The organism is Streptomyces sp. NBC_00236, from assembly GCF_036195045.1.
Taxonomy (GTDB): domain Bacteria; phylum Actinomycetota; class Actinomycetes; order Streptomycetales; family Streptomycetaceae; genus Streptomyces.
The window spans coordinates 25,614-49,774 of record NZ_CP108100.1; the positions used below are offsets into that span (position 1 = coordinate 25,614).

The 24,161-nt window shown below is 69.5% G+C and carries 22 protein-coding genes and 4 pseudogenes; 9 read left to right on the forward strand and 17 right to left on the reverse strand.

What is annotated here, in order from left to right; genetic code table 11:
- Positions 1-1,087: 1,087 nt before the first annotated feature.
- From OG446_RS00125 to OG446_RS00135, 3 genes are all read right to left on the reverse strand, one after another.
- Positions 1,088-1,426 carry a hypothetical protein gene (locus OG446_RS00125; RefSeq protein WP_328892034.1) on the reverse strand — a complete coding sequence of 113 codons (339 nt, stop codon included), beginning with the start codon at positions 1,424-1,426 and terminating at the stop codon, positions 1,088-1,090.
- Between the two features lie 9 nt (positions 1,427-1,435).
- Positions 1,436-1,879 carry a VOC family protein gene (locus OG446_RS00130; protein WP_328892035.1) on the reverse strand — a complete coding sequence of 148 codons (444 nt, stop codon included), beginning with the start codon at positions 1,877-1,879 and terminating at the stop codon, positions 1,436-1,438.
- 133 nt (positions 1,880-2,012) lie between these two features.
- Entirely contained in the window at positions 2,013-2,936 is a 924-nt protein-coding gene (locus tag OG446_RS00135; protein WP_328892036.1) for a helix-turn-helix domain-containing protein, read from the reverse strand.
- Positions 2,937-3,023: 87 nt separating this feature from the next.
- Between OG446_RS00135 and OG446_RS00140 the strand changes: the two genes are divergently transcribed.
- On the forward strand, positions 3,024-4,733 hold the full coding sequence (locus OG446_RS00140) for a carboxylesterase/lipase family protein (protein ID WP_328892037.1): 1,710 nt from the start codon (positions 3,024-3,026) through the stop codon (positions 4,731-4,733).
- A 272-nt stretch (positions 4,734-5,005) separates the two neighbouring features.
- Here OG446_RS00140 and OG446_RS00145 read toward each other — a convergent pair whose 3' ends face one another.
- The 3 genes from OG446_RS00145 to OG446_RS00155 all read right to left on the reverse strand — a co-directional run bounded on the left by OG446_RS00145 (position 5,006) and on the right by OG446_RS00155 (position 10,002).
- Positions 5,006-6,031, reverse strand: coding sequence for a hypothetical protein (locus OG446_RS00145; protein WP_328892038.1), 1,026 nt, complete (start codon positions 6,029-6,031; stop codon positions 5,006-5,008).
- Positions 6,032-6,529: 498 nt separating this feature from the next.
- Complete coding sequence (locus tag OG446_RS00150; RefSeq protein WP_328892039.1) at positions 6,530-9,253, reverse strand: helix-turn-helix transcriptional regulator; 2,724 nt, start codon at positions 9,251-9,253, stop codon at positions 6,530-6,532.
- A gap of 131 nt (positions 9,254-9,384) precedes the next feature.
- Positions 9,385-10,002, reverse strand: a complete 618-nt coding sequence (locus OG446_RS00155; RefSeq protein WP_328892040.1) for a TetR/AcrR family transcriptional regulator — start codon at positions 10,000-10,002, stop codon at positions 9,385-9,387.
- A gap of 150 nt (positions 10,003-10,152) precedes the next feature.
- On the opposite strand from OG446_RS00155, the gene OG446_RS00160 reads away from it, so the two are divergent.
- The 4 genes from OG446_RS00160 (at position 10,153) to OG446_RS00180 (ending at position 14,972) form a co-directional block, all read left to right on the forward strand.
- A complete protein-coding gene (locus tag OG446_RS00160; protein WP_328892041.1) occupies positions 10,153-11,013 on the forward strand; it encodes an enoyl-CoA hydratase/isomerase family protein in 861 nt (286 codons plus the stop codon).
- 1,037 nt (positions 11,014-12,050) lie between these two features.
- Positions 12,051-12,965 carry an MBL fold metallo-hydrolase gene (locus OG446_RS00170; protein WP_328892042.1) on the forward strand — a complete coding sequence of 305 codons (915 nt, stop codon included), beginning with the start codon at positions 12,051-12,053 and terminating at the stop codon, positions 12,963-12,965.
- 20 nt (positions 12,966-12,985) lie between these two features.
- Positions 12,986-14,479, forward strand: a complete 1,494-nt coding sequence (locus tag OG446_RS00175) for a carboxylesterase/lipase family protein (protein ID WP_328892043.1) — start codon at positions 12,986-12,988, stop codon at positions 14,477-14,479.
- A gap of 49 nt (positions 14,480-14,528) precedes the next feature.
- Positions 14,529-14,972 (forward strand): RidA family protein, encoded by a 444-nt coding sequence (locus OG446_RS00180; RefSeq protein WP_328892044.1) that lies wholly within the window; start codon positions 14,529-14,531, stop codon positions 14,970-14,972.
- Here the strand turns inward: OG446_RS00180 and OG446_RS00185 are convergent.
- From OG446_RS00185 to OG446_RS00195, 3 genes and pseudogenes are all read right to left on the reverse strand, one after another.
- Positions 14,921-15,088 (reverse strand): annotated as a pseudogene (locus tag OG446_RS00185) (MarR family transcriptional regulator); the annotation flags it as partial. The gene OG446_RS00180 and the pseudogene OG446_RS00185 overlap by 52 nt on opposite strands.
- Positions 15,089-15,282: 194 nt before the next feature.
- A complete protein-coding gene (locus OG446_RS00190) occupies positions 15,283-15,708 on the reverse strand; it encodes a DUF4267 domain-containing protein (protein ID WP_328892045.1) in 426 nt (141 codons plus the stop codon).
- A gap of 57 nt (positions 15,709-15,765) precedes the next feature.
- Entirely contained in the window at positions 15,766-16,212 is a 447-nt protein-coding gene (locus OG446_RS00195; RefSeq protein WP_328892046.1) for a DUF1772 domain-containing protein, read from the reverse strand.
- 90 nt (positions 16,213-16,302) lie between these two features.
- Here OG446_RS00195 and OG446_RS00200 point away from each other — a divergent pair.
- Together OG446_RS00200 and OG446_RS37105 are read left to right on the forward strand one after the other, a co-directional pair.
- Positions 16,303-16,865 (forward strand): annotated as a pseudogene (locus tag OG446_RS00200) (TetR/AcrR family transcriptional regulator).
- A gap of 469 nt (positions 16,866-17,334) precedes the next feature.
- A complete protein-coding gene (locus tag OG446_RS37105) occupies positions 17,335-17,412 on the forward strand; it encodes a 50S ribosomal protein bL37 (RefSeq protein WP_371604899.1) in 78 nt (25 codons plus the stop codon).
- Between the two features lie 177 nt (positions 17,413-17,589).
- Here the strand turns inward: OG446_RS37105 and OG446_RS00205 are convergent.
- Positions 17,590-17,709: pseudogene (locus OG446_RS00205) on the reverse strand (oxidoreductase); the annotation flags it as partial.
- Positions 17,710-17,962: 253 nt separating this feature from the next.
- Here OG446_RS00205 and OG446_RS00210 point away from each other — a divergent pair.
- Positions 17,963-18,127: a hypothetical protein gene (locus OG446_RS00210; protein ID WP_328892047.1), complete on the forward strand. Its 165-nt coding sequence runs from the start codon at positions 17,963-17,965 to the stop codon at positions 18,125-18,127.
- A gap of 27 nt (positions 18,128-18,154) precedes the next feature.
- Here the strand turns inward: OG446_RS00210 and OG446_RS00215 are convergent, their stop codons facing one another.
- The 3 genes from OG446_RS00215 to OG446_RS00225 form a co-directional block, all read right to left on the reverse strand.
- Complete coding sequence (locus OG446_RS00215) at positions 18,155-18,421, reverse strand: hypothetical protein (RefSeq protein WP_328892048.1); 267 nt, start codon at positions 18,419-18,421, stop codon at positions 18,155-18,157.
- 218 nt (positions 18,422-18,639) lie between these two features.
- Positions 18,640-18,984: a hypothetical protein gene (locus tag OG446_RS00220; protein ID WP_328892049.1), complete on the reverse strand. Its 345-nt coding sequence runs from the start codon at positions 18,982-18,984 to the stop codon at positions 18,640-18,642.
- A gap of 103 nt (positions 18,985-19,087) precedes the next feature.
- Positions 19,088-19,243 (reverse strand): hypothetical protein, encoded by a 156-nt coding sequence (locus OG446_RS00225; protein WP_328892050.1) that lies wholly within the window; start codon positions 19,241-19,243, stop codon positions 19,088-19,090.
- A gap of 101 nt (positions 19,244-19,344) precedes the next feature.
- Between OG446_RS00225 and OG446_RS00230 the strand changes: the two genes are divergently transcribed.
- Positions 19,345-20,127, forward strand: coding sequence for an ROK family protein (locus OG446_RS00230; protein ID WP_328892051.1), 783 nt, complete (start codon positions 19,345-19,347; stop codon positions 20,125-20,127).
- Positions 20,128-20,296: 169 nt separating this feature from the next.
- Here the strand turns inward: OG446_RS00230 and OG446_RS00235 are convergent, their stop codons facing one another.
- From OG446_RS00235 to OG446_RS00245, 4 genes and pseudogenes are all read right to left on the reverse strand, one after another.
- Positions 20,297-21,949, reverse strand: a complete 1,653-nt coding sequence (locus OG446_RS00235; protein WP_328892052.1) for a sigma-70 family RNA polymerase sigma factor — start codon at positions 21,947-21,949, stop codon at positions 20,297-20,299.
- Positions 21,950-22,103: 154 nt separating this feature from the next.
- Positions 22,104-22,442 (reverse strand): FAD-binding protein, encoded by a 339-nt coding sequence (locus tag OG446_RS37110; protein ID WP_443050257.1) that lies wholly within the window; start codon positions 22,440-22,442, stop codon positions 22,104-22,106.
- Positions 22,397-22,924: pseudogene (locus OG446_RS37115) on the reverse strand (FAD-binding protein); the annotation flags it as partial. The pseudogene OG446_RS37115 and the gene OG446_RS37110, both read right to left, overlap by 46 nt.
- Positions 22,925-23,114: 190 nt before the next feature.
- Positions 23,115-24,155, reverse strand: coding sequence for an NAD(P)-dependent alcohol dehydrogenase (locus tag OG446_RS00245; protein WP_328892053.1), 1,041 nt, complete (start codon positions 24,153-24,155; stop codon positions 23,115-23,117).
- Positions 24,156-24,161 lie beyond the last annotated feature (6 nt).

Sequence of the window (24,161 nt, forward strand, 5' to 3'; positions counted from 1 at the left end):
TTCCTCAGGTCTCACAAGCTTGGACCGGCCGGAAGCCACAAACTCATCGGCCGCGCTGTGGAGTGACGAGAGAACGGCCCGGCCAACCGCCACGCTCAGCCCGACCTGGCAGGACACAGAGGCCAACTCTCTCGCGCTCTGTCACCGTACGTGTGACAGAGCGCGACAGTTGGCCTCCGCAGGCAAGTGCGACGCACAGAACGCCGGCCGATCCGCGCGTGCCATGGTCGAGGGCCGACCACTCATTCTTCAGGCCGGCGGGGCCAAGGGTCGTCGTACGGTTCGGCCTCTTCCGGGTGGGGAATGCGGCGGACGCAGCGCAGGAGCCCCGGTTCGCCGCTTCCGGCGGCCGTCATCCAGGGCAGGACCTCCATGGCGGGGTCGGTCTCGTTGCGGAGAGGTAGACCTCGTTGCGGAGAGCAGACAGGAGCACTGAGATTCCGGCGGTGATCGCGGCCCGGACTGCGGCTACCGACCAGCCCGCCGGGTAGCTGGTCGCCCGACGCCGTATTCGTCGAGGACGCCGTGCAGGAGGCCGGAGCGGCGGAGGGGTTCGCCGCTGGGGGCGGTTCCGAAGTGACGGCGCGGGCCGAGGCGGCGAGAGCGCCAAGAGCGTCAGCGCGGTGTGGGTGGTGAGGGTCGGCGGCGATCCGGATCAGGAGCGGTACGGCGCGAGCTGCGGCGGCCCGGCTGTCGTCGGCGCACATACCGATCAGTACAGCCGTCGCATCGGGGCCGGTCCCGTCTGCGGTGTGCGGCTGCCGAACAGCGTCTCGGGCCTCCTCCCCATGAGGGAGATTCCCCCACGGGGAGGTCGTCGAGGACAGCTCTGCTGCTGGTCTCGGTCCAGATAGCCGCCACACGGCCCGGACGTCGAACGGGCCTCCCACGAACGCGGCCGGACCGGCCCCGTCCACCAGAGCCCGACACATCACGAACGTCGGGTTGAGCCGCAGTCCCCCACACCGCACCGTCGCACCGTCGCACCGTCGCACCCACAAGGAATCGATCATGCGCGATCCGGACGACTCGAATCCACCTGGCAGCGCGCACCCACGACTCTCGGGTCTGCACGATTCGGTGACGGTCATACGGGAAGGGCGTCTCCGGGGAAGCCGTGGCACGCGTGAACCTCGCAGCGCATCATCCCGGCTCGCACACAGGGGTCCCCAGCCATGATTTCCGAGGCCTCCTCAGCCGGCACGGTCATGATCGCTACGCCGGCCACAGTAGCGGAGGCGACCGGGCACAGGACAGCGATCACCCCTTCAACGCGCAGCGACACCATGCGTCGCTGGTGTTCGAGTTCGATGGCGTCCGCGCCGTCCATGGTCCGCTCCGGCCCCCAGTGAAGGAGCGCCAGGCTGTAGGGCTTCGCGGTCGCGGCCAGAGCCCGGATCTGTTCGTCGGTCACGGTCGTGCTCATGATGTCTCCCTACTTCTTGATGCTCTCGGCCAACGAGACGATGATGCCCTCGGGCCCGCGGACACGGGCCATCCGCCACACGCCCTCGTATGCGCCGATGCCTCCCACGAGGCCGTAGCCGTCGCCCGCGGCATGGTCGACCGCGGCTCGGAGGTCGTGCCCTCCGAAGGCGACGTTGCGCAGGCCCGGCTCATTGGCCGGCGCGGCCGGCGAACCCGGGAGGTGGTCCGGCCGCGTGAAGCTCGAGAGCTCCAGCGTCGTACCTCCGCCGGGCAGTCGCAGCATGACGATCTCGGTGCGGGCTCCGGTCATGCCGATCACCGTGTCGAGGAACTCGCCTTCAACGGCAGTCTTCCGATCGGCCTCCAGACCGAGGCCGCCGAAGAACGCCGTCACGGCGTCGAGGTCAGCGACGGTGATGCCCACGTGGTCGAAGCGCCTCACGAATGTCATCGGACTCCTGGAAATTCTTCAGAAGAGGCTGAGGAAGGTAGCGTTTCAGGTGCCTCAACGGGACCCCGCCCGCTCTTGCGATGGACGCATCCGACGCCGCGCGCTGATCCACCAGCACTCGCGGGACAGCCCCTTAGGCCCGAGGCGCAGAGTCGGTGATCGAGAGGCCCAGTCCGTCGGTCAGCCACGCGTGGGCCGCAGTCATGTTCAGGGAGCGTCCGCCGGTGACGGTGTCCAGCAGACCCCAGTAGCGGCGCAGACGCGGGTCGAAGCCCGACGATCCGGAGACCAGCGTGTGCAGGAAGCGACGGAAGGCCGGGGTGTCCGACTCCCTCCGAGCCCGCGCGTGGGCGGACACGAACGCGTCGACCGCCTCCCCGGGGCCCGGCGGGAGCCCGGCCCTCACAGCAGCGGCCGTCAGAGCGGCCGCCTCGTCTATCTCGCCGTAGAAGGCGGGTGCGTCCCGCATCTCCTGCGAGTGATCCCCCGTCCAGCGCGTGAAACCGGGCGTGGAGACCAGCACGTGGATCTCTGCGTAGGCCAGTGCCGCGAGGGGAGAGGGATCGTGCGGGGGCTCGGGCGACAGCATGGCGACCATGAGGTCGAGCCGCCGCTTCGGCATCTCCGCCGGCAGCTCGCGGTACCAGTGATCGGTGAGGGTTCGCCGCGCCTGCGGAAGCCGCTGCACCCGGGCGAGGATCTCCAGGCGCCGCATCCGCTCGCCGTCCACGCAGTCGTCGAGGGCGCGAAGTGTGGCCTGCCGCCACAGCAACTGCGTCAGCTGCTCCTGAACGGCGTCGAGTTCGGCCGCTACGAAGTCACTGAGAGCCTGCTCCCCGCTCGCCACCCGCGAGACGGTCGCGATCGGGGTGTCCAGTGCCCGCAGGCGCCTGATCAGCCCGATCCGTTCCCACGCCTCCGGGCCGTAGCGCCGGTGACCCCCGCTGCTGCGCTCCGCGACCGGCAGCAGACCGCTGTCGGAGTAGTAGCGCAGGGTTTTCACTGCGATCCCGGTCCCGGCAGCGAGTTCGCCGATGCTCCATGTGCGGTGCGTCACAGACCCTTGAACCTCCAGTGCGCGGGAGCTTCTAGCGTAACGAGCACCGGCCGCCTCCGGACGGCCCATCGAGACAGGGGAACACGCATGACCTCGATCCCACCACCGCGTCCGCGTACGCGAGTCGGCCCGGGCACGCACAGCGTCCGCCTACTGCGCCTGGCCGTTCTGCTCGCCGTCATGGTCGTGTCCGTCACGAGCGCTGCGGCCGAACCCCCGCGCGCCTACGGAGTTCTGACAGGGACTCTCGTACGGACCGATCACGGCCTGATCCGCGGCGCCGCCCACGGCTCGTACGTCACCTTCGACGGCATCCCTTACGCTGCACCGCCCACGGGTCGCCTGCGCTGGCAGGAGCCCGCGCCGGCGGCGGCGTGGCAGGGGGTGAGGGACGCGACGGTCCCCGCCTCGCGCTGCGTACAGATGCCGATGCCCGGTATGGAAGGAGTGAGCGGTTCCGAGGACTGCCTCTATCTCAACGTCACCGTGCCGTCGGCACGTCCGCCCGCCGGCGAACGGCGCCCGGTCCTGGTGTGGTTGCACGGTGGGGCGTTCCTCGGCGGGTCCGGCGGCGACTACGGAGCAGAGCGGCTGGCCGTTCGCGGTGACACCCTCGTCGTCACGGTCAACTACCGCCTCGGCGTCTTCGGTTACTTCGGTCATCGGGCCCTGGGCTCCGCGCCGCCGTTCGGCCTCGCGGACCAGCAGGCCGCCTTGCGCTGGGTACGGGCGAACGCGGAGCGCTTCGGCGGCGACCCCGGCGCCGTCACTCTGTTCGGCGAATCCGCAGGTGCCCTGAGCATCTGCGCGCACCTCACCTCCCCGCGCGCAGCCGGGCTCTTCCAAAAGGCGGTGCTGCAGAGCGGTTCCTGTCTCATGTCGTTCCCGCCCGGCGCCCTCGGCCCCGGAACAGCGGCATACGAGCCCTTCGCCACCGAACACGACGTCCAGGACAGCGGCGCCCGGGCAGCGCGAGAACTCGGCTGCGCGGCGAACGACGACGCCCGAGTCCTTGCCTGCCTGCGCGAGCAGAGCACGGAACGCCTCGCCACCACGCAGATCATGCAGTCCTTCAACCGCCCCGCCTTCGGCAACTCACTGCTTCCCACGGCACCGGGCGAGTCCCTCGCCTCCGGCCGCTTCCACCGTGTGCCGCTGCTCCAGGGCACCAACCATGACGAGATGCGGATGTTCGTCGGCCAGTCACTCACCGCGTACCCCCTCCGGACCGAGGAGGACTACCACGCCCGTCTCAGCGACGCCTTCGGCCCGGCCGGCGCCGCCGTGGCCTCGCGCTACCCGGCAGCGCGCTACCCGACCCCGGCGCTGGCCTGGTCCGCGGCGCTGACCGACCGCTCCCTGACATGCACCACGCTCCAAGCAGCCCGCGAAATCGCCACGAAGGCGCCTCGGACGCCGCTCTACGGCTACGAGTTCAACGACCCGGACGCCCCCGTCCTGACCGGCCTCCCCCCACATGCCGACCTCCCCTACGGGGCTGCGCACGGCTTCGAACTGCCTTACCTCTTCTCCTCCGTGCCCACCCAACAACCTCTGACGGAGGCGCAGGGCACCTTGTCCGACCGCATGATCGACTACTGGGCGTCTTTCGCCCACACCGGGAACCCGAACACACCCGGCGCTCCTCGCTGGCCGGTCCTGCGCACCACGGGACCCGTTCTGTCGCTGGCGCCCGGCCCCGGGGCGATCCGCGCGTACGACGCGTACGACGCGCACCACTGTGCCTTCTGGCACGGTGCGCACACGCCCATGGGGCCCGGCTTGAGCCCCTTGTAGCGCAGGGCGTCAAGCCTCATCGTCCGCAGGTCTGGACGCGGTGGCGGCCCCACGTCGTCCATGGTTCGCCCCCAGCGAGAGGAGCGATGCGATGCCCGGCTACTGCCTGGCGGTCGTCCGCCGCCTGCAGCGGATCGGAGCGGGCAGTCGTGTCCGCCGGCCTGCAACATCGGTCAACAAAATCCGTCGGCGGTCCGGACCCTGGGCCTCGCGGCCGCCCGGCGCCACGGCATGCCCGCACCGTGACACCCCGGCTGCACATTGTGGACGGGCTACGTCATCAACTCGATGTGCGGATGCTCGGGCTTCGCCGGGCAGACGAACAGATGCTGCCGGTAGCCGCTGCCTATCTGGACCCCGGTCGCGTTGTAGCCGCGGTGGCCGGGGTACGGCCCAGCACCTGGGTGGGGGTGCGGAGACCAGCTGTTCGCGGCGTCGTCCCCTTCCTCGAACGTGGCGACGGTCATCAGGACCTCCATGCCCGTGCCGCACTCGGAGCAGGGCCGCGGGCCGGGGTCGGTGGAGTTCCAAGCGGGCCAGCCTCCGACCTTCCAGCCGGGGGCGTTGGACAGCGCACAGTCGTAGTACGTGTCCGGGTCCATGTCTTCCTCTGCTGCCCGCGGCACACTCCACCGCTTGAGCTGCTCCCGCAGTTCTTCGCTCAGCTCCATATGGTCGGGGTACTCGGTGATCTGCTCCGGTTCGAGCACGCACGGTTCCGGTAGATAGCCGTCGAACTGCACAGCGGGCGGCTCAGGGGGCGTGTCGAGAACGTCGGTGACGGCGGCTGTCGAACGCCAGAAGAGCAGGGTCCTGGGCATGATCGGATGATCGAAGGGGCACCACAGAACCTGCAGCAGGTCCTTGCCCTCCGGCGGGCTCAGATCGGGCACATCCCGTCGGTACAGCTGCGCGACGGGCAGCATCGCCATGGGGCCGTCGTACGTCCGGACCGCCAGGCTCACCGGATACCTCCGAGGGGGTCGGATCCGCTCGAGAGTCTCCCGTTCCTCCGGAGTCAGGTCACGGCCGTGCGAGGCGGCGAAGATCCGTCGTTCCAGCCGCAGATCCGCCGGGGACTGGGCTGGGTTGATGCCGTCCACCACATGCGGTTCCTCGCAGTGCGGCCACGGCTCCTCGGCGGGCCACAGCAGCGGCCCGCCGATCGAGCTGTCGTGCCACGTCGGCGCCCCAGGGCGGGGGTGCAGGCGGGTCGCCGTGCGGGCCAGCGGAGCCAGTTGGGGAAAGACCGCGGCAACATCGATCGGCCGTGGCGGAGTGACAGGAGTGACATTCATGGCCGCAATCCTGCCAATCGCCTCGGACAACAGCCCTTGTGGCCACCCCACGAAGTGCTCCGGCACGGGCGCCACCCGGGAGAGCCCTACCAGCGGTCCGTCGCCGGCAGACGGCCCGCGAGCAGGTCCACGATCGCCCCGTCGTTGTCCGTCCACACGTGCGGTTCGTCGCCACGTGCCACTTCCGTTCGGGTGCTACGAGTTGCCTCGGTGCCCCGCAGATCCGGCTGGGAACCGCATCCACTGAGCTCGGGATCCCACACGCGTGACCTGAACCCTCACAGCAGGTCAGAGCATTTCGTCGGTGGCCCTACCCCCGCTGCCGTTTCGGCGCCTGACCTCGGCCGTCGATCTCCGCACAGTCCGCCGGCCCTGGCTGCGCCAGGCGCGGCGTCGTTGGGTGACCACCGCCCGCCCCACCACGGAAGACTGCAAGCGCACGTTCCACGCGACGACCATCGCCAAGCATCGAGTGTCCAGTGTCACGGGGAACGTCAGTCAGCTCTGAACACCGGTACCCGACAGAGTGCTTTCGACCACGTCGCGGATCTGTGAGCGGGCGGTGATGCCCAGCTTGGGGAACACACGGTAGAGGTGCGAACCGACCGTGCGCGGTGAGAGGAACAGCTTCTCCCCGATCTCACGATTCGTCAGGCCACGGGCCGCCAGCTGGGCGATCTGCTGCTGCTGGGGGCTGAGTTCGGCGAAGGCGACGGGCACGACGTCGACGGCGTCGATGCCGGAGGCGCGCAGTTCTGCCTGTGCCCGCTCGACCCACGGCCGCGCGCCCAGCCGCTGGAAGGTTTCCAGGGCGGCGCTCAGCAGCGGACGGGCCTCGGCGATTCGGCGCTGCCGCCGGAGCCATTCCCCGTAGTCGAGCTGTGTCTGCGCCCGTTCGAACGGCCACTGCTCACCTGAGGGTTCCTTGAGCGCTGCCCGGAAGAACGGCTCCGCGTAGTCGGGATCCGCCAGCAGGGCGCGGCCCCGGTCTATCAGTGCGCGCACCCGTGCCGACATGCCCGTACCGAGGCGCCGCGCCGACCGTTCGAGCAGCTCTGTGGCGTGCGCCTGCTGTCCTCGGCGGACGGCCGCTGCCGCCAGTTCGGCCAGGACGGTGTAGGAGACGTGGTAGTGGACCGGATCGCCTTCGTCGGTGAAAGCGGAGCGGAAATGCGTGTACGCGGTGTCGTAGTCGCCCTCGGCCACGGCCGCCATCCCCAGGGCCCGACGCGCGAAGACCGCGACGGAGCGGCTCTCCAGTGGATCGACGAGAGCCAGAGCTCGTTGGGCGAGCCGGCGTGCGGTGGCCGGGTCACCGAGCAGGCCGACCACCGTGGCGTCGAGTGCATGAGCACACGCCTCGGCGTGGTCGAGTCCGGCCGACGATGCCATGGCCGCGATGTCAGTCGCCACCGAGCGGGCCTCCGCCCATCGGCCCTGCTCCAGGCGGGTCCAGCCGGCCGCGCATCCCAGTCCGTCCGGGAGCCATCCATGGGCCTGCCACTGGTCGAACGCCTCGTCGAAGGTCCTGGCGGCGAGGGTGGTCTGGTCGAGCACCCAGGCAACGATGGCCAGCGCGGTCAGGCGGCCGGCGTCGCCCTTGGCCTCGGCGATGAGCCCGGGCAGGGCCGGTGTGAGAAAGGCTCCTGCGCTGCTGGGGTCGGAGACGGCCAGTACCCAGGCGCGGAGCGCAGCTCCGGCGGCATCGTCGGGCATGCGGGAGAGCAGGTTCTGAATCTGTCGCTGCTGGGACTCCTCGCCCGAGTAGTAACGGACCACCGCCGCCGCGCACAACGCGTCGAGAACGAGGGGCGACCGGGCGTCCGTCGCGTCGGCGGCAACACGCATGAGCAGGGCGAAGGCTGCTGTGTGATGGGGGCCCAGGGACATGAGCTGCCCGGTGGCAAGCGCGGCCCTGCCCAGCAGTGCTCGGTCGTCGGTGCACTCGCGGACTGCGGCTGCCAGGTGTTCCACCCAGCCGAGTTGACCGGTGAAGACGGCGGTGGCAGCGGCTTCGGTCAGAAGACGCGCCCGGTCATCGCGGCGCGGGCTGAGTTCCGCGGCGCGCTCCTGGGCCGCGGCAGCGGCCGCGAAGCCACCCCGGCGCAGGGCCCGGTAGGCCGTCTGCTGCAGGGCGGCCGACACGTCCTGGTCGGGGCGCACGGTCGCGGCGGCGAGGTGCCAGGCTCGGCGGTCGGGCTCCTCGTACAGCAACTCCGCGAGAGCGAGGTGGGCCCGGCGCCGTTCCTCGAACGACGCGGCGTGGTAGACGGCTGAGCGGACGAGCGGGTGACGGAAGGAGATCCCGGGCCCGTCCTGGCGTACGAGACCGGCCCGGTCCGCGGGTACCCATGCGTCGTCGTCCGCCTCGGGAATTCCCACGGCCGCCGCCGGAGCGTCCGCCGCGTCTGCGGCCGCGAGCAGCAGCAGGATGCGGCGGGTCGGTTCCGGCAGGTCCGCCAGGTGCCCCGCGAAGATCCGCTCCAGTCGGTCGGTGACCGGCAGCGGGCCCTCCACGCCACTGCCCTCGGGGTGCCGGATCGCGGTGGCGTGGGCGAGTTCCACCAGGGCCAGTGGGTTGCCGGCCGCCTCCTCGAGGATCCGCACCCGGGTTCGGCCGGTGGGCGGCGTGGGCTGCCGGTCCAGCAGCTGGTTGGCCGCCTCAGCGTCCAGCGGGCCGAGTTCGAGGCGTTCGTATCCCTTGTCGAAGCCGGGCAGCGCGTCCGCCGTGCGGACTCCGACCAGCAGCGTGACGGGTTCGCTGTCCATGCGTCGTGCCACGAACGAGAGAACGTCCAGTGATCCGCGGTCGATCCACTGGGCGTCGTCGACCACCACCAGCAGCGGGGCGGATTCCGCCAGGTCCGACCACAAGGTCAGGACCGCCAGACCGACGAGCATTGCGTCGGGAGTCTCCGCACACTCATCGAGCCCCAGGACGGCTCGGAGCGCGGAGCGCTGCCGCGACGGCAGTGCCTCCGCTTCGGCAAGTACCGGGCGCAGCATCTGATGAAGACCGGCGAATCCGAGGTGCGCCTCGGATTCGCTCCCCACCGCCCTCAGCACTCGGCCACCCGTGACCCGTGCGCGATCGGCCGCGAGGTCGAGCAGCGTGGTCTTTCCGGCACCGGGGTCACCCGTGACGATCAAGACGTCGCTGTGGGACCGGTCCGTGACCACACGCCGGATGATTTCTGCGGTCTCGGTTTCTCGGCTCACCATCGCCGGACCGGAATTCCGTTCGGAGTGCTGGTCCCCACGAGCCCTTCCATCGTTTTGCACGGATGCTCCAAGGAATCGAGATACCCCAGGCACTGCTTCGGCACCGCCGAGGAAGCCGCCGCCTCGGCCCTTTACGTCGGAGCGTCCGTCTGCCGGCATGTCGGGGTCGCGAAGGCGGCGAACGCATCGTCCAGCAGTTTGCCGAGGTCCTCTTCGCCGTCGCTCGCACTCCATTGCCCGAGGACGATCCACAAGCATTCGAGCGCCGCGGCTGCGCGAACGTTGGCGATGACCGATGAGCCGACGGTCGAGGCGGCTGTCTCCTGAAGTCGGGCGACGATCTCCGGCCGCCATTCAGCCTGCTTCTCGCGGAGGCGTGCGCACAGGGCTGGGGTCTGCTCGATGAGGCCGAGGATCGTCACGAGTTCCTGGACGTCGCGTACAAGGAACGTCACGGCTGACTCCAGGGCGTTGCGCAGCCTGCTCCAGTCGTCCTGGTTGGCCCGCTCGGCATCGAGCGCGTCAGTGATGACGTCGCCGACGGGGTCGAAGACGAACAGGACCACGTCCTCCTTGGTGCCGAAGTAGCGCAGGAAGGTGCTCCGCGACACTCCGGCGGCTTTGGAGAGGTCGGCGAAGGTGACCTGGTTGAAGCCGGTGAGGCAGAACTGGTTGAACGCTACGCGGGCCAGTTCTGCTCGCACCGCGTGGCGGCTGATCTCACGGGTACCGACTGGCGCTGCGCTCATGGGGATGAGTGTACTCCGGCACACTCGTTTGCTTATTCGGGTACAGATTCCTAACCTGACACTCGGTGTCAGCATCGATACTGAGTCGCCACACTGTGCCCAGTCGGCGGCCTGTGACGGGTCGTCCCTTACCGCGATATGGAGCCCCTCATGAGCTATGAAGACCTTCCCGCCCTGACGATCGACGTCTCGGAGGGGGTCGCAACGGTGACAATCGATCACCCGCCACTCAATCTGATGGACGCGGTCCTCCTGCCGTCGCTCCGGGCATTCGTCGCACGTGTGCGGGACGACGCCGACGTCCGCGTCATCGTCTTCGAGAGTGCTGACCCGGAGTTCTTCGTTGCGCACGGTGACATGGCCTACCTCACCGACCCCGACGCGCTGCCCGCAGCCACTCGCGCTGCGATCGCGGCTGCACCGGACTCGCCCATCCCCGAGGGCTTGAACATCCTCCAGGCGATGAGCGAGGAGGTCCGCTCGCTGCCGCAGGTCACCATCGGCAAGCTGGCGGGCTTCGCGCGCGGCGCGGGCAACGAGTTCTTCATGTACCTGGACATGCGATTCGCGGCCATCGGCAAGTCGGGGCAGGGGCAGCCGGAGTCCTTGATGGGGATTCTCCCCGGAGGCGGCGGCACGGTGAACATGACGCGCCTGGCAGGAAGGGCCCGAGCGCTGGAGCTCATTCTCGGCGCCGAACTCGTGGGCGCCGAGCTCGCGGAACGGTACGGCCTGATCAACCGTGCCCTGCCCGCCGCAGAACTCGATTCCTTCGTCGACACCCTCGCCCGACGGATCGCCGGCCTGCGGCCCGAGGTAATCGGCATTACCAAGGCCGCAGTCGACGCGGTCGCGCAGCCGATTCCGCGTCCGGCGTACGCCGTCGAGAACGAGGGCCTGTCCGCGGCGTTCGGCGATGAGGTCACCGAGCTCGCCCACAAGCTGCTCGCCGCCGGCATCCAGACCCGCGAGGGCGAACGGGACCACGAGCGCATCGCCAACAGCATCTGAGTGGCCGCGCGGACGGGCGCGGTGGGGAAGGCAGGTGGCCGAGCGGGCACAGGTCCCGTTGATCATGGAGTTACTCATGCTCCGTGATCAACGAGGAGACCTGTGCCTGCGCTTCCGTCATAACTGACCGGGCCGATCCGGGACCAATGCGCGGTCCTGCTGCCCGCGCGGCCGGAATACCACCCGGACCATCCGCTTGGCTGCCACCGCCGACGCATCAGCGACCGGATCGCGTTCGCCAAGATCTCGTCCTCGGCCAGATCGCGGTTGCCGGCTCCATCACCAAAGCCCCCGGGGGTCGGTGCTTCCGTTCTTGTGGTCGTCGCAACACCCCAGCTCAAGGAATGCGATGGATCACCAGATCCGGGAGGACCGGAAGCCGCAGGGTCGTGTTCCGGCCGGTGCCGACTGGCACGACTCCCCCGCTGACCGCCCCGGCCCTGGAGCACCTGGACGGCCTGGGGCCGTTGCCCGACGAGGTCACCGTCCACCTGGACGCCGGCCACGACTCGGACGAGACCCGCACGATGCCCGACGAACGCGACCTGCACGGCCGCATCGCACCGCACCACCACGGTCCCGCCCGAGGGCGTTCACATCCCGTCGCCGCAGAGGCCGGCCCCGCCTGCCGCAGTGCGCTGCGTCGATCTCGCGGACCAGTGCAAAGGCGCCCGAGCCGTCCGACACCCACTCGAAGGCATCACGGACTGACGGGACACCCTTGCATTGCGCTGATCTGCGGCATCAAAGCCTTGGGCGTGAAAGGCAGGGACAGCCACCGCACACGACACGGCCGGCAAGCGGGCAACCGGATCCGGCTGCCGTCTCGTGAAGGCGGCGAGACAGCCACGCGCTCGTCCGCAAGTCATCCGGCAACGGAACTCGAAACGGGGAGCCGCCTCGCCTTTCACCTGGCCCGCAAGAGGAAACACCCCGTGCTCAGAGCCGTACGCACCGGTGCAGTCACGTGACGGATACCGCACCCGCCGGAGCCACTCTTACGGTTGGGGAAACCTTCCGAACTCCAAGGAAATCGCATGGAACAGATTATGCTCGGCAACGTCTCCATCACCCGCGTCCGGGAATACTACGGGTCCGTCGAAATGGATCCCCACGCCTTCTTCCCGGAAAGCTCGCAGGAAATCTGGAAGGACGGCGTCGACTGGCTTTCCCCGCATTTCCTGGACTCCGAGACCAACACCGTGAACTCCGCGATCCAGACCTGGCTGCTGCGCAGCGGGGGCAAGACCATCCTCGTCGACACCGGTGTGGGTAACCACAAGGAGCGCCCGTACGCGCCGGTCTGGAGCCACCTGGAGACGGACTTCCTGGCCAACCTCGCCCGGGCAGGCGTCCGGCCCGAGGACGTGGACATCGTGATCAACACGCATCTGCACATCGATCACGTCGGCTGGAACACGTATCTGGAGGGGCGGAGTTGGGTTCCCACATTTCCCAACGCCACCTACCTGATGCCGAAGGACGACTTCGACTTCTGGAACCCGGCAAACGGCCACCAGCCGCTGCCCGGCCGCGGCAACCAGAACGTCTTCGAGGACAGCGTGGCCCCGGTGCACCAGGCCGGCCAGACACTGCTGTGGGAGAAGAGCCACCAGATCGACGCCGACCTGCGCCTGGACTCGGCTCCCGGACACACCCCCGGCTCCTCCGTGCTGACCCTCAGCTCCGGGACGGACCGCGCGGTGTTCGTCGGTGACCTGCTGCACAACCCCGCGCAGATCATCGAGCCGGACGCCAACAGCTGCTTCTGCGAGGACCCCGCGGGCGCCCGCGCCACCCGCCGCAAGGTGCTGGGCTGGGCGGCCGACAACAACGCGCTCCTGGTCCCCGCGCATCTGGGTGGTCACGGTGCCGCCGAAATCGCGCGTAACGGCAACACGTTCGGCATCAAAGGCTGGGCGCCCTTCGCCCCGTACTCCGAGCAGGGCTGAGACCCCGGAAAGGCATAGCTGTGAGCCACCGACCCGAGCCCGTCGTCACCACCGCACAGGGAGCCGTCCGCGGCATCCGTCAGGACGACGGCGCCGCCACCTTTCTGAACATCCCCTACGCCGCTCCTCCGATGGGCGCCGGCCGGTTCGCCCCGCCGCAGCCGCACGAGCCCTGGGACGGTGTACGGGACGCCACCGTGCCCGGCCCCAACGCCCCGCAGTCCGAGCGGAAGCTCGGCAGCATCGACATGGCCCCCTACTTCGGCGCCGGCTGGAGCCGTGGCGAGGACTACCTCACCGTCAACGTCTTCCAGCCCACCGCCGCGGACAGCGGTCTGCCCGTGATGGTGTTCGTCCACGGCGGTGGGTTCGTCGCCGGATCGACGCGGTCCGCGCTGTACGACGGTTCCGCCTTCGCCCGCGACGGCGTCGTCCTGGTCACACTCAACTACCGGCTGGGCATCGCCGGGTTCCTCGACATCCCCGGGGCGCCCGCCAACCGCGGCCTGCTCGATGTCGTCGCGGCGCTGCGCTGGGTGCGGGAGAACATCGCCGCCTTCGGCGGTGACCCGGACAACGTCACCCTCTTCGGCCAGTCGGCCGGGGCGACCGTCGTCGGCGGCGTCCTCGCCGCGCCTGAGGCCGCAGGCCTGTTCCGCCGGGCGATCGTGCAGAGCGGCAGTGGCCTGGGGGCGTTCACCTCCGAGCAGGCCGCCCGTGTCACCGAGGCCGCGGCCGCGGAACTTGGCATCGAGCCGCACACCGACGCCTTCGCGGACATCTCCGACGAGCGCCTGGTGGAGGCCGCCTCCCGGCTCGCGGGCATCAGCCTGCAGACCGAGACGCATCACGATCCGCTGATCGGCCTCAGCCCCTTCAGCCTGGTGCTCGACACACAGCCCGCCGTATCCGTCGGCGCCGGCCTGAGCGCCGATGTCGACCTGCTCGTCGGGATCAACGCCGAGGAGGGGAACCTCTACCTGGTCCCGGTGGACAGGTACGCCGGCTCGACCGCCGACGATGTCGACGATGCGGCGGCGCGCTCGCACCCGAAGCCCTCGCAACTCGTGGAGACGTACCGCACTACCCGCCCCGGGGCGTCCTTCGGTGAGCTGCGGTCGGCCATCATGGGCGACGCTCTGTTCGGGGCGGGCAGCTGGGCCCTGGCCGGCGCGCATGCCGCCCACCCCCAGTCCGCCACGTTCAGCTACGAGTTCGCCTGGCGCTCCCAGGCCCTGGGCGGAGACCTCGGCGCCACCCATGCGATGGAACTCCCCTTCGTCTTCGACATCACGAACCTTCCGCAGCTGGCGGGTGAGGGGGCCCTGCTCGGCCCCGACAAGCCCCCCGCAGACCTCGCCACCCGCACGCACGAGGCCTGGATCCGCTTCGCCAGGACCGGCAACCCCGGCTGGGACCAGTACGGCACCACACGCCGGGCCACGATGCACATCGACGCCGAGTGGACCCAGGTCGACGACCCCCGCAGCCAGGAACGACAGGCCTGGGCCTGACCCCCTCGCGCAGATCGCTCTGTTCGCCCTTCCGACGAGGACACACACCATGAGAACCGTCATCACCACCGAGAACGCACCCGCTCCGGCAGCCCCGCTGTCCCAGGGCATCCGCAAGGGCCCGGTCCTTCAGGTATCCGGGCAGCTCCCGCTCGACCCGGCCACCGGCGCGGTCGTCGGGACGACGGTCGCCGAGCAGACGGCGCAGACCCTGCGCAACGTCACCGCCGTACTCAAGGCGGCCGGCGCCTGCTTGGAGGACGTCGTGATGCTTCGCGTTTACCTCACCGACCCCGCCCACCTGCCCGAGCTGAACGAGGCATACGCGGCGGCCGTCGGCGGCCCCTTCACCGCCCGCACCACCGTCTACATGAGGCAGCCCCGGCCGTCGGTGGGATCGGGTGCGCGGCGGATGAGTTCGCGTGCCTCCATGTGGAAGGCGTGCCGGGGCAGGCGGCTGCGTGACCAGCCCATCTTGGTGGCTTGGTCGTGAAGGGTGCTGGTGCCGTCCCGGCGCTCGGACAGGGTGCTGAGCACTTCGTACTCCGGCTCGGACAAGCCGAGTGCGGCCAGGTCTTGTGTGGTGCGGATCTGGAGGGCGGTCACCATGCGGAGGTACGAGCCCTTCGAGGCCCCCCCGTCGGTGAGACCAGCATCTCCGGCCCGCCCGCCGAACCGGGACGGGCGCGGCTGGATGAACTCCCGGCCCTCGTCCGCCGGTTGCGCGTCACGCACAACGGTCTACCGGGCCCGCGACTCGAACGGGCCGACGACCGTGTGTTGATCACGGCCCGATACGCACCCTAGGCGGGCTGCGGGGCGGGCGTTGCCGGGGCGGCCGCGACCTTGCGGGTCTCGTGCATGATCAGCAGGCCGTTGACCACCATCAGTGTCGCGGTCAGGCCGTGGACGCCGAGCGCGGTGGCCACAGAGCCGTGGTGGGCCAGCACGTTGGCCATGTCGCCGTATGCGGCGAAGGCCTCCACCAGCAGCGCCCAGCCCAGCGCCCGGCGGTGACCCGTCACCAGCAGCACGCCCAGGACCAGGGCCAGGACGACGTCGCGGATTCCCTTGACGACCAGGAAGCCGCCGCCGTCACCGGACGGCCGGCTTGGCAGGCCGAAGCCGGGCGCCGTCGTCTCCGGGCGCAGGATGAACTCCGTCCCGAACCAGAGGATGAAGAGTATGAAGGCGGCGGCCAGAACGGTGTTGATCTTCCTCAGTGACATTGTTCTTCTCCCTGCGACTCTTCGTCGGCTCGGTGAGCGTCGTGGGCTTCGGCGGTATCAGGCGAGGGCGGTGACCAGCAGGGTGAACGCGGCGACGAGGACGGCGACGCGGATGTAGTGGTAGCGGTTCCAGCGGTGCAGCTGCTCCTTCCAGTCGACGGGCCGGTTCTCCGGGGTCCAGGTCTTGTTCAGGTCGTTGATCGGGACGAGCAGCAGGATCGACATGATCACGCTGACGATCAGCAGTCCGGCGGCGGTGACGACGAGTCCGGCGCCTTCGTGGTGCCATCCGGCTACGGTCCAGACCGCGCTGAGGACGACCGAGCCGATGTACCAGTACGGCATGAGGGCGCCGAGCATCCGGCCGCCGTGGGCGTGACCGAGCTGGCGGCTGTCTTCGGGAAGCGCGTCCAGGATCCGGCTCATGATGAAGGCGACGGAGAACTCCACCCCCACCATCAGGCCGACGACGACGGTGGTGACGACCTCAAGTGTGCCGAGCATGACGATCCCTCCGAGAACTAGCGTTGCTAGGTGATGGGGCAACGCTAGTGCTAAGAACGCTCGGTTGTCTAGCGGTGCTAGGATCGGGTCATGTCGGTAAAGGAACGCAAGGAAGCGAACGGGCGGAACGTGAGCGCCTCATCGTGGTGACAGCCCGCGAACTCGCCGAGCAGCAGGGCTGGGACGCAGTCACCACCCGCCGGCTCGCCGAGCGCATCGAATACAGCCAGCCCGTCCTCTACAACCACTTCCGCGGCAAGCGCGAGATCATCGGCGCCGTCGCCCTGGAAGGCGCCACCGAGCCGGCCGCGGCCGCCGCCGCTGACGGTCCGCGCGAGCGGCTCGCCGCCCTCGCCCGCGCCTATCTCGACTTCGCCGAGCACAACCCGGCGGTCTACGACGCCCTGTTCCAGCTCGACGGCGGCCTGGCGTACACACAGGAGGACACCCCCGAGCAGCTGAAGGACGCCTTCGCCGCCCTGCTGGAATGCCTCACCGAGGCCGCCGGCGACGGTGTCCACCCGGCACTGTTCACCGAGGTGTCCTGGGCGGCCCTGCACGGCCTGGCGACCCTGACCCGAGCCGGCCGCCTACTGCCCGAGGACGCCGCACCGAGAGTGAATCTGCTGGTGGACCGGCTCGCCACGGTCTGACGCACCGTCTCCACAGGCACGCAGCCGGGGTCCTCGGGCCCCGCCGGCCCCACTGCCTGCGGCCACGTTTTCGGTCACTCGCTCCCCCACGGCGCAGGCGCCGATCGCCTGGCCCCGCCCCGACGACACGCCTGACGCCGCGGCACCGGATCCGCCTTCAAAGACGGCGCAACGGGACGGGATCGGCGCTCGCACCCGATGCTGCGAGCCACGCGCCGGGCTCGTCGCCTCGGCACTGGCCACTCATCACCCAGACCCATGCCGGCACTGTCACCCCAACCAGTCCGCGGGACCGTCCGAAGGGCCGATCCCTTGCGGCCGAGCGGCTGATGACGGACGCAGTGACGCCCATCACACGGATGAACCCACTGAGAGAGTTTCTCACCGTGCGAGTGGGTATGGGGTCAGTGATCGCCATGGGCGACAATTCGGCAGAAACATTCGAACGATGCAGATCAGGGAGAGTTTGATGTCCTCGAAACGACGTCGCAAGAAGAAGGCCCGCCGCAAGAACGGCGCAAACCACGGCAGCCGTCCGCAGACCTGAGGGACACCACGCGTCCGGGGACACTGCTCCCCGGACGCGTGCCCGCCGAGGGGCATCGACCATCGGGCCGCCCGCTCAACGGTGCGGCATGACTCGGGCCACACCTTCCCCGGCCGGGCTCAGGGCAGGGACGGAGCCAACCGTCACACCCGTGCCTGCGGCGTCCTTCGCGAATCAACGGGCTACCGCCGGCAGCCCCGTCTTGGACACGCCGTAGTGCATCATCTCGGCTGGAAATACCACCGCCGAGTCGCTTGCGACGTATTGCACCCGGCCCCGGCCCTTCTCCTTCATGCCAGCCGGCGTCCGGGTCTCCTCGGAGAACGGCATCTCCCTGGACAACGGGCAGCCGGAACTGTCGAAGATCCCTCGCGTGCGCAAGTACCACGAACGGTTCGACCGAGAGATCCCTCCGAACGCCAACGCCCCCTGGCGGCGTCCAAGCACGCGGCGATCGGCTTCAGGCTGAGCGCAATGGCCGACCTCAAGGTCGCGAGCATCAGGGACATCGACATCTCCTGCGCCTGCCCGGACGGCATCCGGAGCCCGGGTGCTGCACGACAAGCCGCACCACCCGGGCTCCGCGCTGTCGTTCTCCGGAAAGCTGCTCCAGCCCAAGGAGGTCGTCCTGGCAGTGCGCCGGCAGTTGCTCGTCATCATCGATCTCACGCATGAGTACCCGCTCGGCCATGCGCACAGCCCGCCGGCGCCCTGACCCCCGGCTGCCAGTATCGCGGCCGTGTCACATCATTCGGCGTTTCCTCAGCTCAGCAAGCCAACCCCGTACTTGCTCGTCGTCGTGCAGGTAGCCGCCGCCCTCATCTGCGGGCAGGTCAATTCCGCACAGGAGGTTCAGCGCCCACCACGAGATGTCGTCCCAAGCAAGCCGGTCGTCGGCCACCCACCGAAAAGCCCAGCGGTCGGCCTCAGCCCTTGTCAGCCGACCCTCGATGAGCGACGTGAGGCGATCCTCAACCTCATCAAGCGTCGGCTGGTGCCCTGCATCCATGTCCTGACCGTACAGCCGGGGCCAACGTTCCTGATGCGGCACCAGGTCAACCAGGTCGAGTGCCGCAGGAAGAGGGAGACGTTCGGTCAGCGCACCCCACTTCGTCCTGGCGTCCCCGAACGCCAGGACCCGCGAACCAGCCGACTCCCTCCCCCCACCCCCGCAAGGTTGGGACGGGCGGCAGCAAGCCGTGCTTCGTCGCGCCCGGACAGGTTCGCTCAATTCACCGTCCGCGACGCGGCCGCTTCGATACCTGATGCCCTCAGCTTGCGGGCCATGAGCTCCATCTCGGGCAGGGTCCCCGAGTACTGCCCGGCCAGCACCTGCTCCAGCACCGCCCGGACACCGCCCAGCCCGATGCCGAGTTCCGCCCGCAGCACCCGCATGACGGCGGCACCTCTCGTCGGCTGGGCTACCTGCAACTTTGCCGGCCCGTACTCAACGAGCAGCCGTCCACGCAATTCATCCGGCAGGTCATCACCACAAACAGCGACGGCAAACCCGCAGGCCGGACACATTGACTCAACATCCCAGCGCAGCTCCTCGCCCACCAGCGCCTGCACTCCGCACCGCTCCTCCTGGGCACCGCACCCCTGGCACGCTGCGGAATACCTGATGGCCTCGACCAAGTACGGATCTTCCATTCCCACCCCTCGAGAGGAGAGGTTAGACCTCCTGAACGGTCTTCAGCAGCTCGTCGTCGGACAGACACGTCTCGCCGTCGGACCTGAGCGTTCGAGTCCGGTGCGCGGCCAGTTCGTGCAGGGTGGCGAGGTCTGCGGCGGCCAGCAGCCGGACCGCGCTCTCCGGGACGGCGAACACTCCGACGTCGTCGTTACCGTTGGGCTCGGCACAGACAGGCCGGCGGTTCCCGCGGTGGAACCTGTCGAGGCCTCGATGTCGATCTGCGCGCCACCGAGGCGATGAACCATGCCGCGAGGCTGCTCGACGCGCTACGGGTGTCAGCCGGAATCGACAACCTCGCGGCGGTAGTCGCGGGTGTCCCAGGTCCGCTCGACACCGACTCGGAACTCGTGCGCTCCCCGACGATCCTGTCGAGCTGGGTGGGGCTCGACCCACGGAAAGAGCTCGAACAGCGCCTCGGCGTTCCCGTGCACGCCGAGAACGACGCCCTCCTCGGGGCGTACGGCGAACTGCACCTCGGCGCCGGCCGCCGCTACGCCAACTTCCTCTACGGCAAGGTGTCGCACGGCATCGGGGCGGGGCTCGTCATCGACGGGCAACCGTACCGTGGATCAAAGGGTTTCGCGGGCGAGATCGGGCACACACCGCTGCGGGGGCACACCGAGCTGTGCCGCTGCGGCAACCGCGGCTGTCTGGAGACCGTGGTGTCCGTGTCCGCCCTCGCAGCGCAGATCGCTCACACCCACCCCGGGGTGGAGACGGATCTGCGCTTCCCGCTCCAGGTGAACGACCCCGTCACCGAGCGCATCCTGGACGACGCCGGCCGAACGCTCGGCGGGATCCTTGCCGCCTTCTGCAACCTCCTCAACCCCGAAGCGCTCATCGCGGGCGGCGAGTTGGGCGCCTCGACCGGTGCTCTCGTCCAAGGCATCACCACGGCGGTCAGCCGGTACGCTCAGCCCGCCATCGCCGCCGTCCTCGACATCCTTCCTGCCGGCCTGGGCACCGGGGCCGAACTCCTGGGAGCGCTCCGGCTCGCGACGACCCTCGCGACGCACTGACTGAACGCAGACGTGAAGCAAGGAGCCGGCCTCGAACTGCGTCACCGACGGCGGGCCCGCGCGGAGTCGGGCGCCGATGGGGCTGGGCCCCTGTTCCCGGCGAGGGGGTCAGCGGATGCGACGCTCCCTCGGACGGCTGCTCCTGGGGCTGACGGCCGCTGACGGCCGGTCACTTCGCACCGAAGTCCTGGGTCCACCACGGCCCGCCTGCACCCTTGTGGATGCCTATTCCGATGTTCTCGAAGGAGCAGTTGAGGATATTGGCGCGATGGCCGGGGCTGTTCATCCATGAGTCCATCACCGATTCGGGAGATTGCTGGCCCCGGGCTATGTTCTCGCCGTACGCCGACCAGCGGTATCCGGCATCGGTGACGCGCTCGCCGGGGCCGGCGCCGTCGGGGTTGGTGTGCTCGAAGAAGTTGCGGGCTGCCATGTCTTCCGAGTGGCGCTGTGCTGCGTCCGTGAGCTGCGCGTCTTCCGTGAGTGCGCCGCATCCGGCCGCCGCCCGCTCCTTGTTGACCAGGGCGACGACCTGGGCCGTGGTACTCGCGGAGACAGGCGGTGTGGCGGAGGCCTTGGGCGCACGCGCGGCAGACGGCGTCGGAGCGGCACTCTTCTTCGGTATCCGGCTGGGCGCGGCGGAGGCGCTTCTTTTCGCGGAGGGCGAGGCTGCCGCGGACGCCGATTGCGACGGCAGCGGCGGCGGTGACGTGGGGGCGGCGGTTTCGGGGGCCGCGAGGTCAGCGATGGGTGCCGCCGAGGTGCGCGCCGTGCTGTCGCCGTGACTGCCGGCTCCGGGCCCGATGGACGAGTACCACAGGCCTCCCCCGGTCATACAGGCAGCCAGCACCGCGCCACCGACCGCCCGACGCTGGTTCCGACGGCGTCGGCGCGCGTCGGCGCGCGACGTGCTTCGACCGCGTGGGTTCCGGCTGCCCGAAGAACGGTGCCGACCGGACGGGGCGGCTGTATCGCCATCGCTCACCGCCGAGTCGATGGGCCGTGCGGCGGCGACGGGTGCCGTTCTCCCGTCCTGCACCGGATACAGAGCGAGCAGCGCCGTGGGCACCGGTACCAGCGCCAGCCCCGCAAGCAGTCCCTCGACGGGCATCAGGCCACTCCACATTCCGGCACACCGGACGCAGTCACGAGCGTGCCGGGCTATGCGCTTGCGCCACAGTGCCGAGGGGCGGCCGTCCCATGCCGTGAGCATCCTGCGAAGTTCCTGGCACGGCGGCTGCGCGTCGAGTGCCCGCACAACGACGCGGGCCGTCTCCAGTTGCGCTTTCATCCGCTGCACTCGGACCGCAGTGGTTTGCGACGACAGCTCAAGGGCCTCGGCGACCTCGGTCCGGGTCAGCTCCCCTGCACACTCCAGCCACCACAGCGACAGCAGGCTCCGGTCGTCGGGCTCCAGCCACCGCGTCGCACGCGCCGTCTCCAGGCGCTGTCCGCGCAGCTGCAGTCGCACCATCGTCAGATCGACGAAGTCGGCCCCGGGGTCGGCGACCTCACCGGCCTCCTCCAACGCGCCCGGAGCGACCATGCGGTCCTGCCAGTGTGCGCGGACGCGATTCATCGCGATCGCCACCAGCCATGAACGGAAGCTCTCCGGAGTCCGCAGGCCATTCAAGCCGTCCAACGCACGCAGCATGGTGTCCTGCACCACGTCGTCCACATCCGACGAAGCGTTCAGCGCTCGGCCCACGATGTTGTAGAGGAGTGGAAGGTACGCACTTGCCAGTGCGTCCTGTGCCTCCGCGTCCCCGTCGCGAGCAGCATTCACCAGAGCTACCGGGTCCGTTGTGTACTGATTGCTCATGTAAGAATTTCCCTGTCCGCCAGCCACCGATGATGTCCGATGACTGGGAGACCGCCGCAGGCGGCCCGCATAACAGTTCTTCCGGCCGCGAATTCCGACACCGACCACCTCTCGTAGGACGGCTGCCACAGCGGCAGACCCACAGGGCCCTGGATCAGCCGCGTCGCGAAGCTGTGCGAGCTGCGTGACGGGCGGCCAGGTACCCGAAGGTGAGCCCGGCACCGATCTGGCATCCCGCGCCCGGGTACTCCGGACCCATGGCGGAGTTCGCGTCGTTGCCGCATGCGTACAGGCCGGGGACCGGCTGCCCGTGTTCGCCGATGACCTGGGCCTCGGGACCGACCCGGAGCCCGAGGGAGGTGGCCAAGGGTGCCGGAACGACGGCGACGGCGTAGAAGGGCGCTCGTTCGATCGATCGGGCCGAGGTTGACGTTTCGGTCGATGGGCGGGGTCGCCGTACTGATGCCCGAAGGCGTGTCGGCCTTTGCCGAATTCCCGGTCGCTTCCGGTTCGGGCGTGTCGGTTGCCGGCCGCGACAGTGCGGGCGAGGCCATGGGGGTCCACCCCGATGACGGTCGCCAGGTCGTGAAGAGTGCGGCCGGAGCGCAGGTAGCCGGAGGCTATGTGCCGCTTGGGAAGGGGTCGGGGTGTGTGCGGGTGGATCATGCCGAGGCCGTACGAGGCCAGGGCGCGTGCGTCGGTCACGAGCCAGGCGGGAATCGTCGGCACGGAGGCATGGGATTCGTACGTGGCACGGGTGAAGCGGTGGTAGGAAACTGATTCGTCCACGAACCGGCGTCCGGCGTCGTTGACCGCGATGATGCCTGGTTTGGCCCTGTCCCATATGTGCGGGAAGACCACCGGTGGAGCCGTCACGGCGACGTGCTGTTGAGTACCGTCGTCGCGCTGCTGCTCAGCGCCTGCGGGACCCAGCGGGTCGGGGCCGGGTCGCCGACGACGACGCAAGCGCCGCACTGGCAGACGTTCGCACCGTTCCGTGTGACGGCCGCCCGGCTCTCCGACGGTGGGCGCGCGCTCAGCGTCGACGCAGAGGTGCCCGGCAAGGGAAAGACCTGCGCGCGCCGGCTGAAGGCGGTCGTGACCGCCACCCCATTGCGCCCGCCCGGTGTCCCGCCCGCACGCAATGGTCCGGCCGGCTGTCTCCTCAGTCCAGGTCGGACATGTCGAGCACGAAGCGGTAGCGGACGTCGTTCCGCCGGAGGCGGTCGAGCGCCGTGTCCACCTGTGACGACGGAAGCACTTCGATGTCGGCGGCGACGCCGTTGTCGGCGCAGAACTGAAGCATCTCGGCCGTGGACCGGCGGCCTCCGCTGCCCGCGGAACTGAGCTTCTTGCGGCCGACGAGCAGGTCCATGGCCTCGACGGTGACGGGACCCAGGTACCCGAGGAGGCTGAGGGTGCCGTCCATCGCCACCAGCTTCAGACAGGGCGCGAGGTCGTGAGGGGCGGAGATGGTGTCGATGACGACGTCGAAGGTGTCGCGCGCCGTGGCCATCTGCCGGGTGTCGGTCGAAACGATGAGGTCGTGAGCGCCCAGCCTGCGGGCGTCGTCGCGCTTGTCCTGGCTACGGCTGATGACGGTCGTGGTGGCGCCGAGGGCCACGGCCATCTTGACGGCGAGGTGGCCCAGGCCCCCGAGGCCGGCCACCGCGACGCGACTGCCGGGGCCCACACCCAACGAGCGCAGGGGTTCCCAGACGGTGATACCGGCGCACATCAGCGGGGCGGCCGCGGCCGGATCGAGGTTCGAGGGGAGCGGGTAGGCGAAGGCGTCGCGCACGACGTACTCGCGGGAGTAGCCGCCCAGGGTGGTCGAACCGTCCTGCCGGTCGGTGCCGCCGTAGGTCAGGGTCGGGAAGGAGTGGCAGAAGTTCTCCTGTCCGGCTTCGCACATGGCGCACACACCGCAGGAGTCGACGATGTTGCCCACCGCGACGCGGTCGCCGACCGAGAAGGTGGTCACCTCGGAGCCGGTCCCGGTCACCACGCCGGTGAATTCGTGACCGGGCACCAGCGGTGCCTTCGTGTGCTGGTCGTAGGAGTGCAGGGCATGCAGGTCGGTGTGGCACACGCCGCAGTAGTCGACCCGCACCGCGATGTCATCCGGGCGCAGGTCACGGCGCTCCAGCGAACTGCGCCGCAGCGCTGTCGGGCCGGCCGCACGCCATCCGATGGTCGTTCGCATACGTGA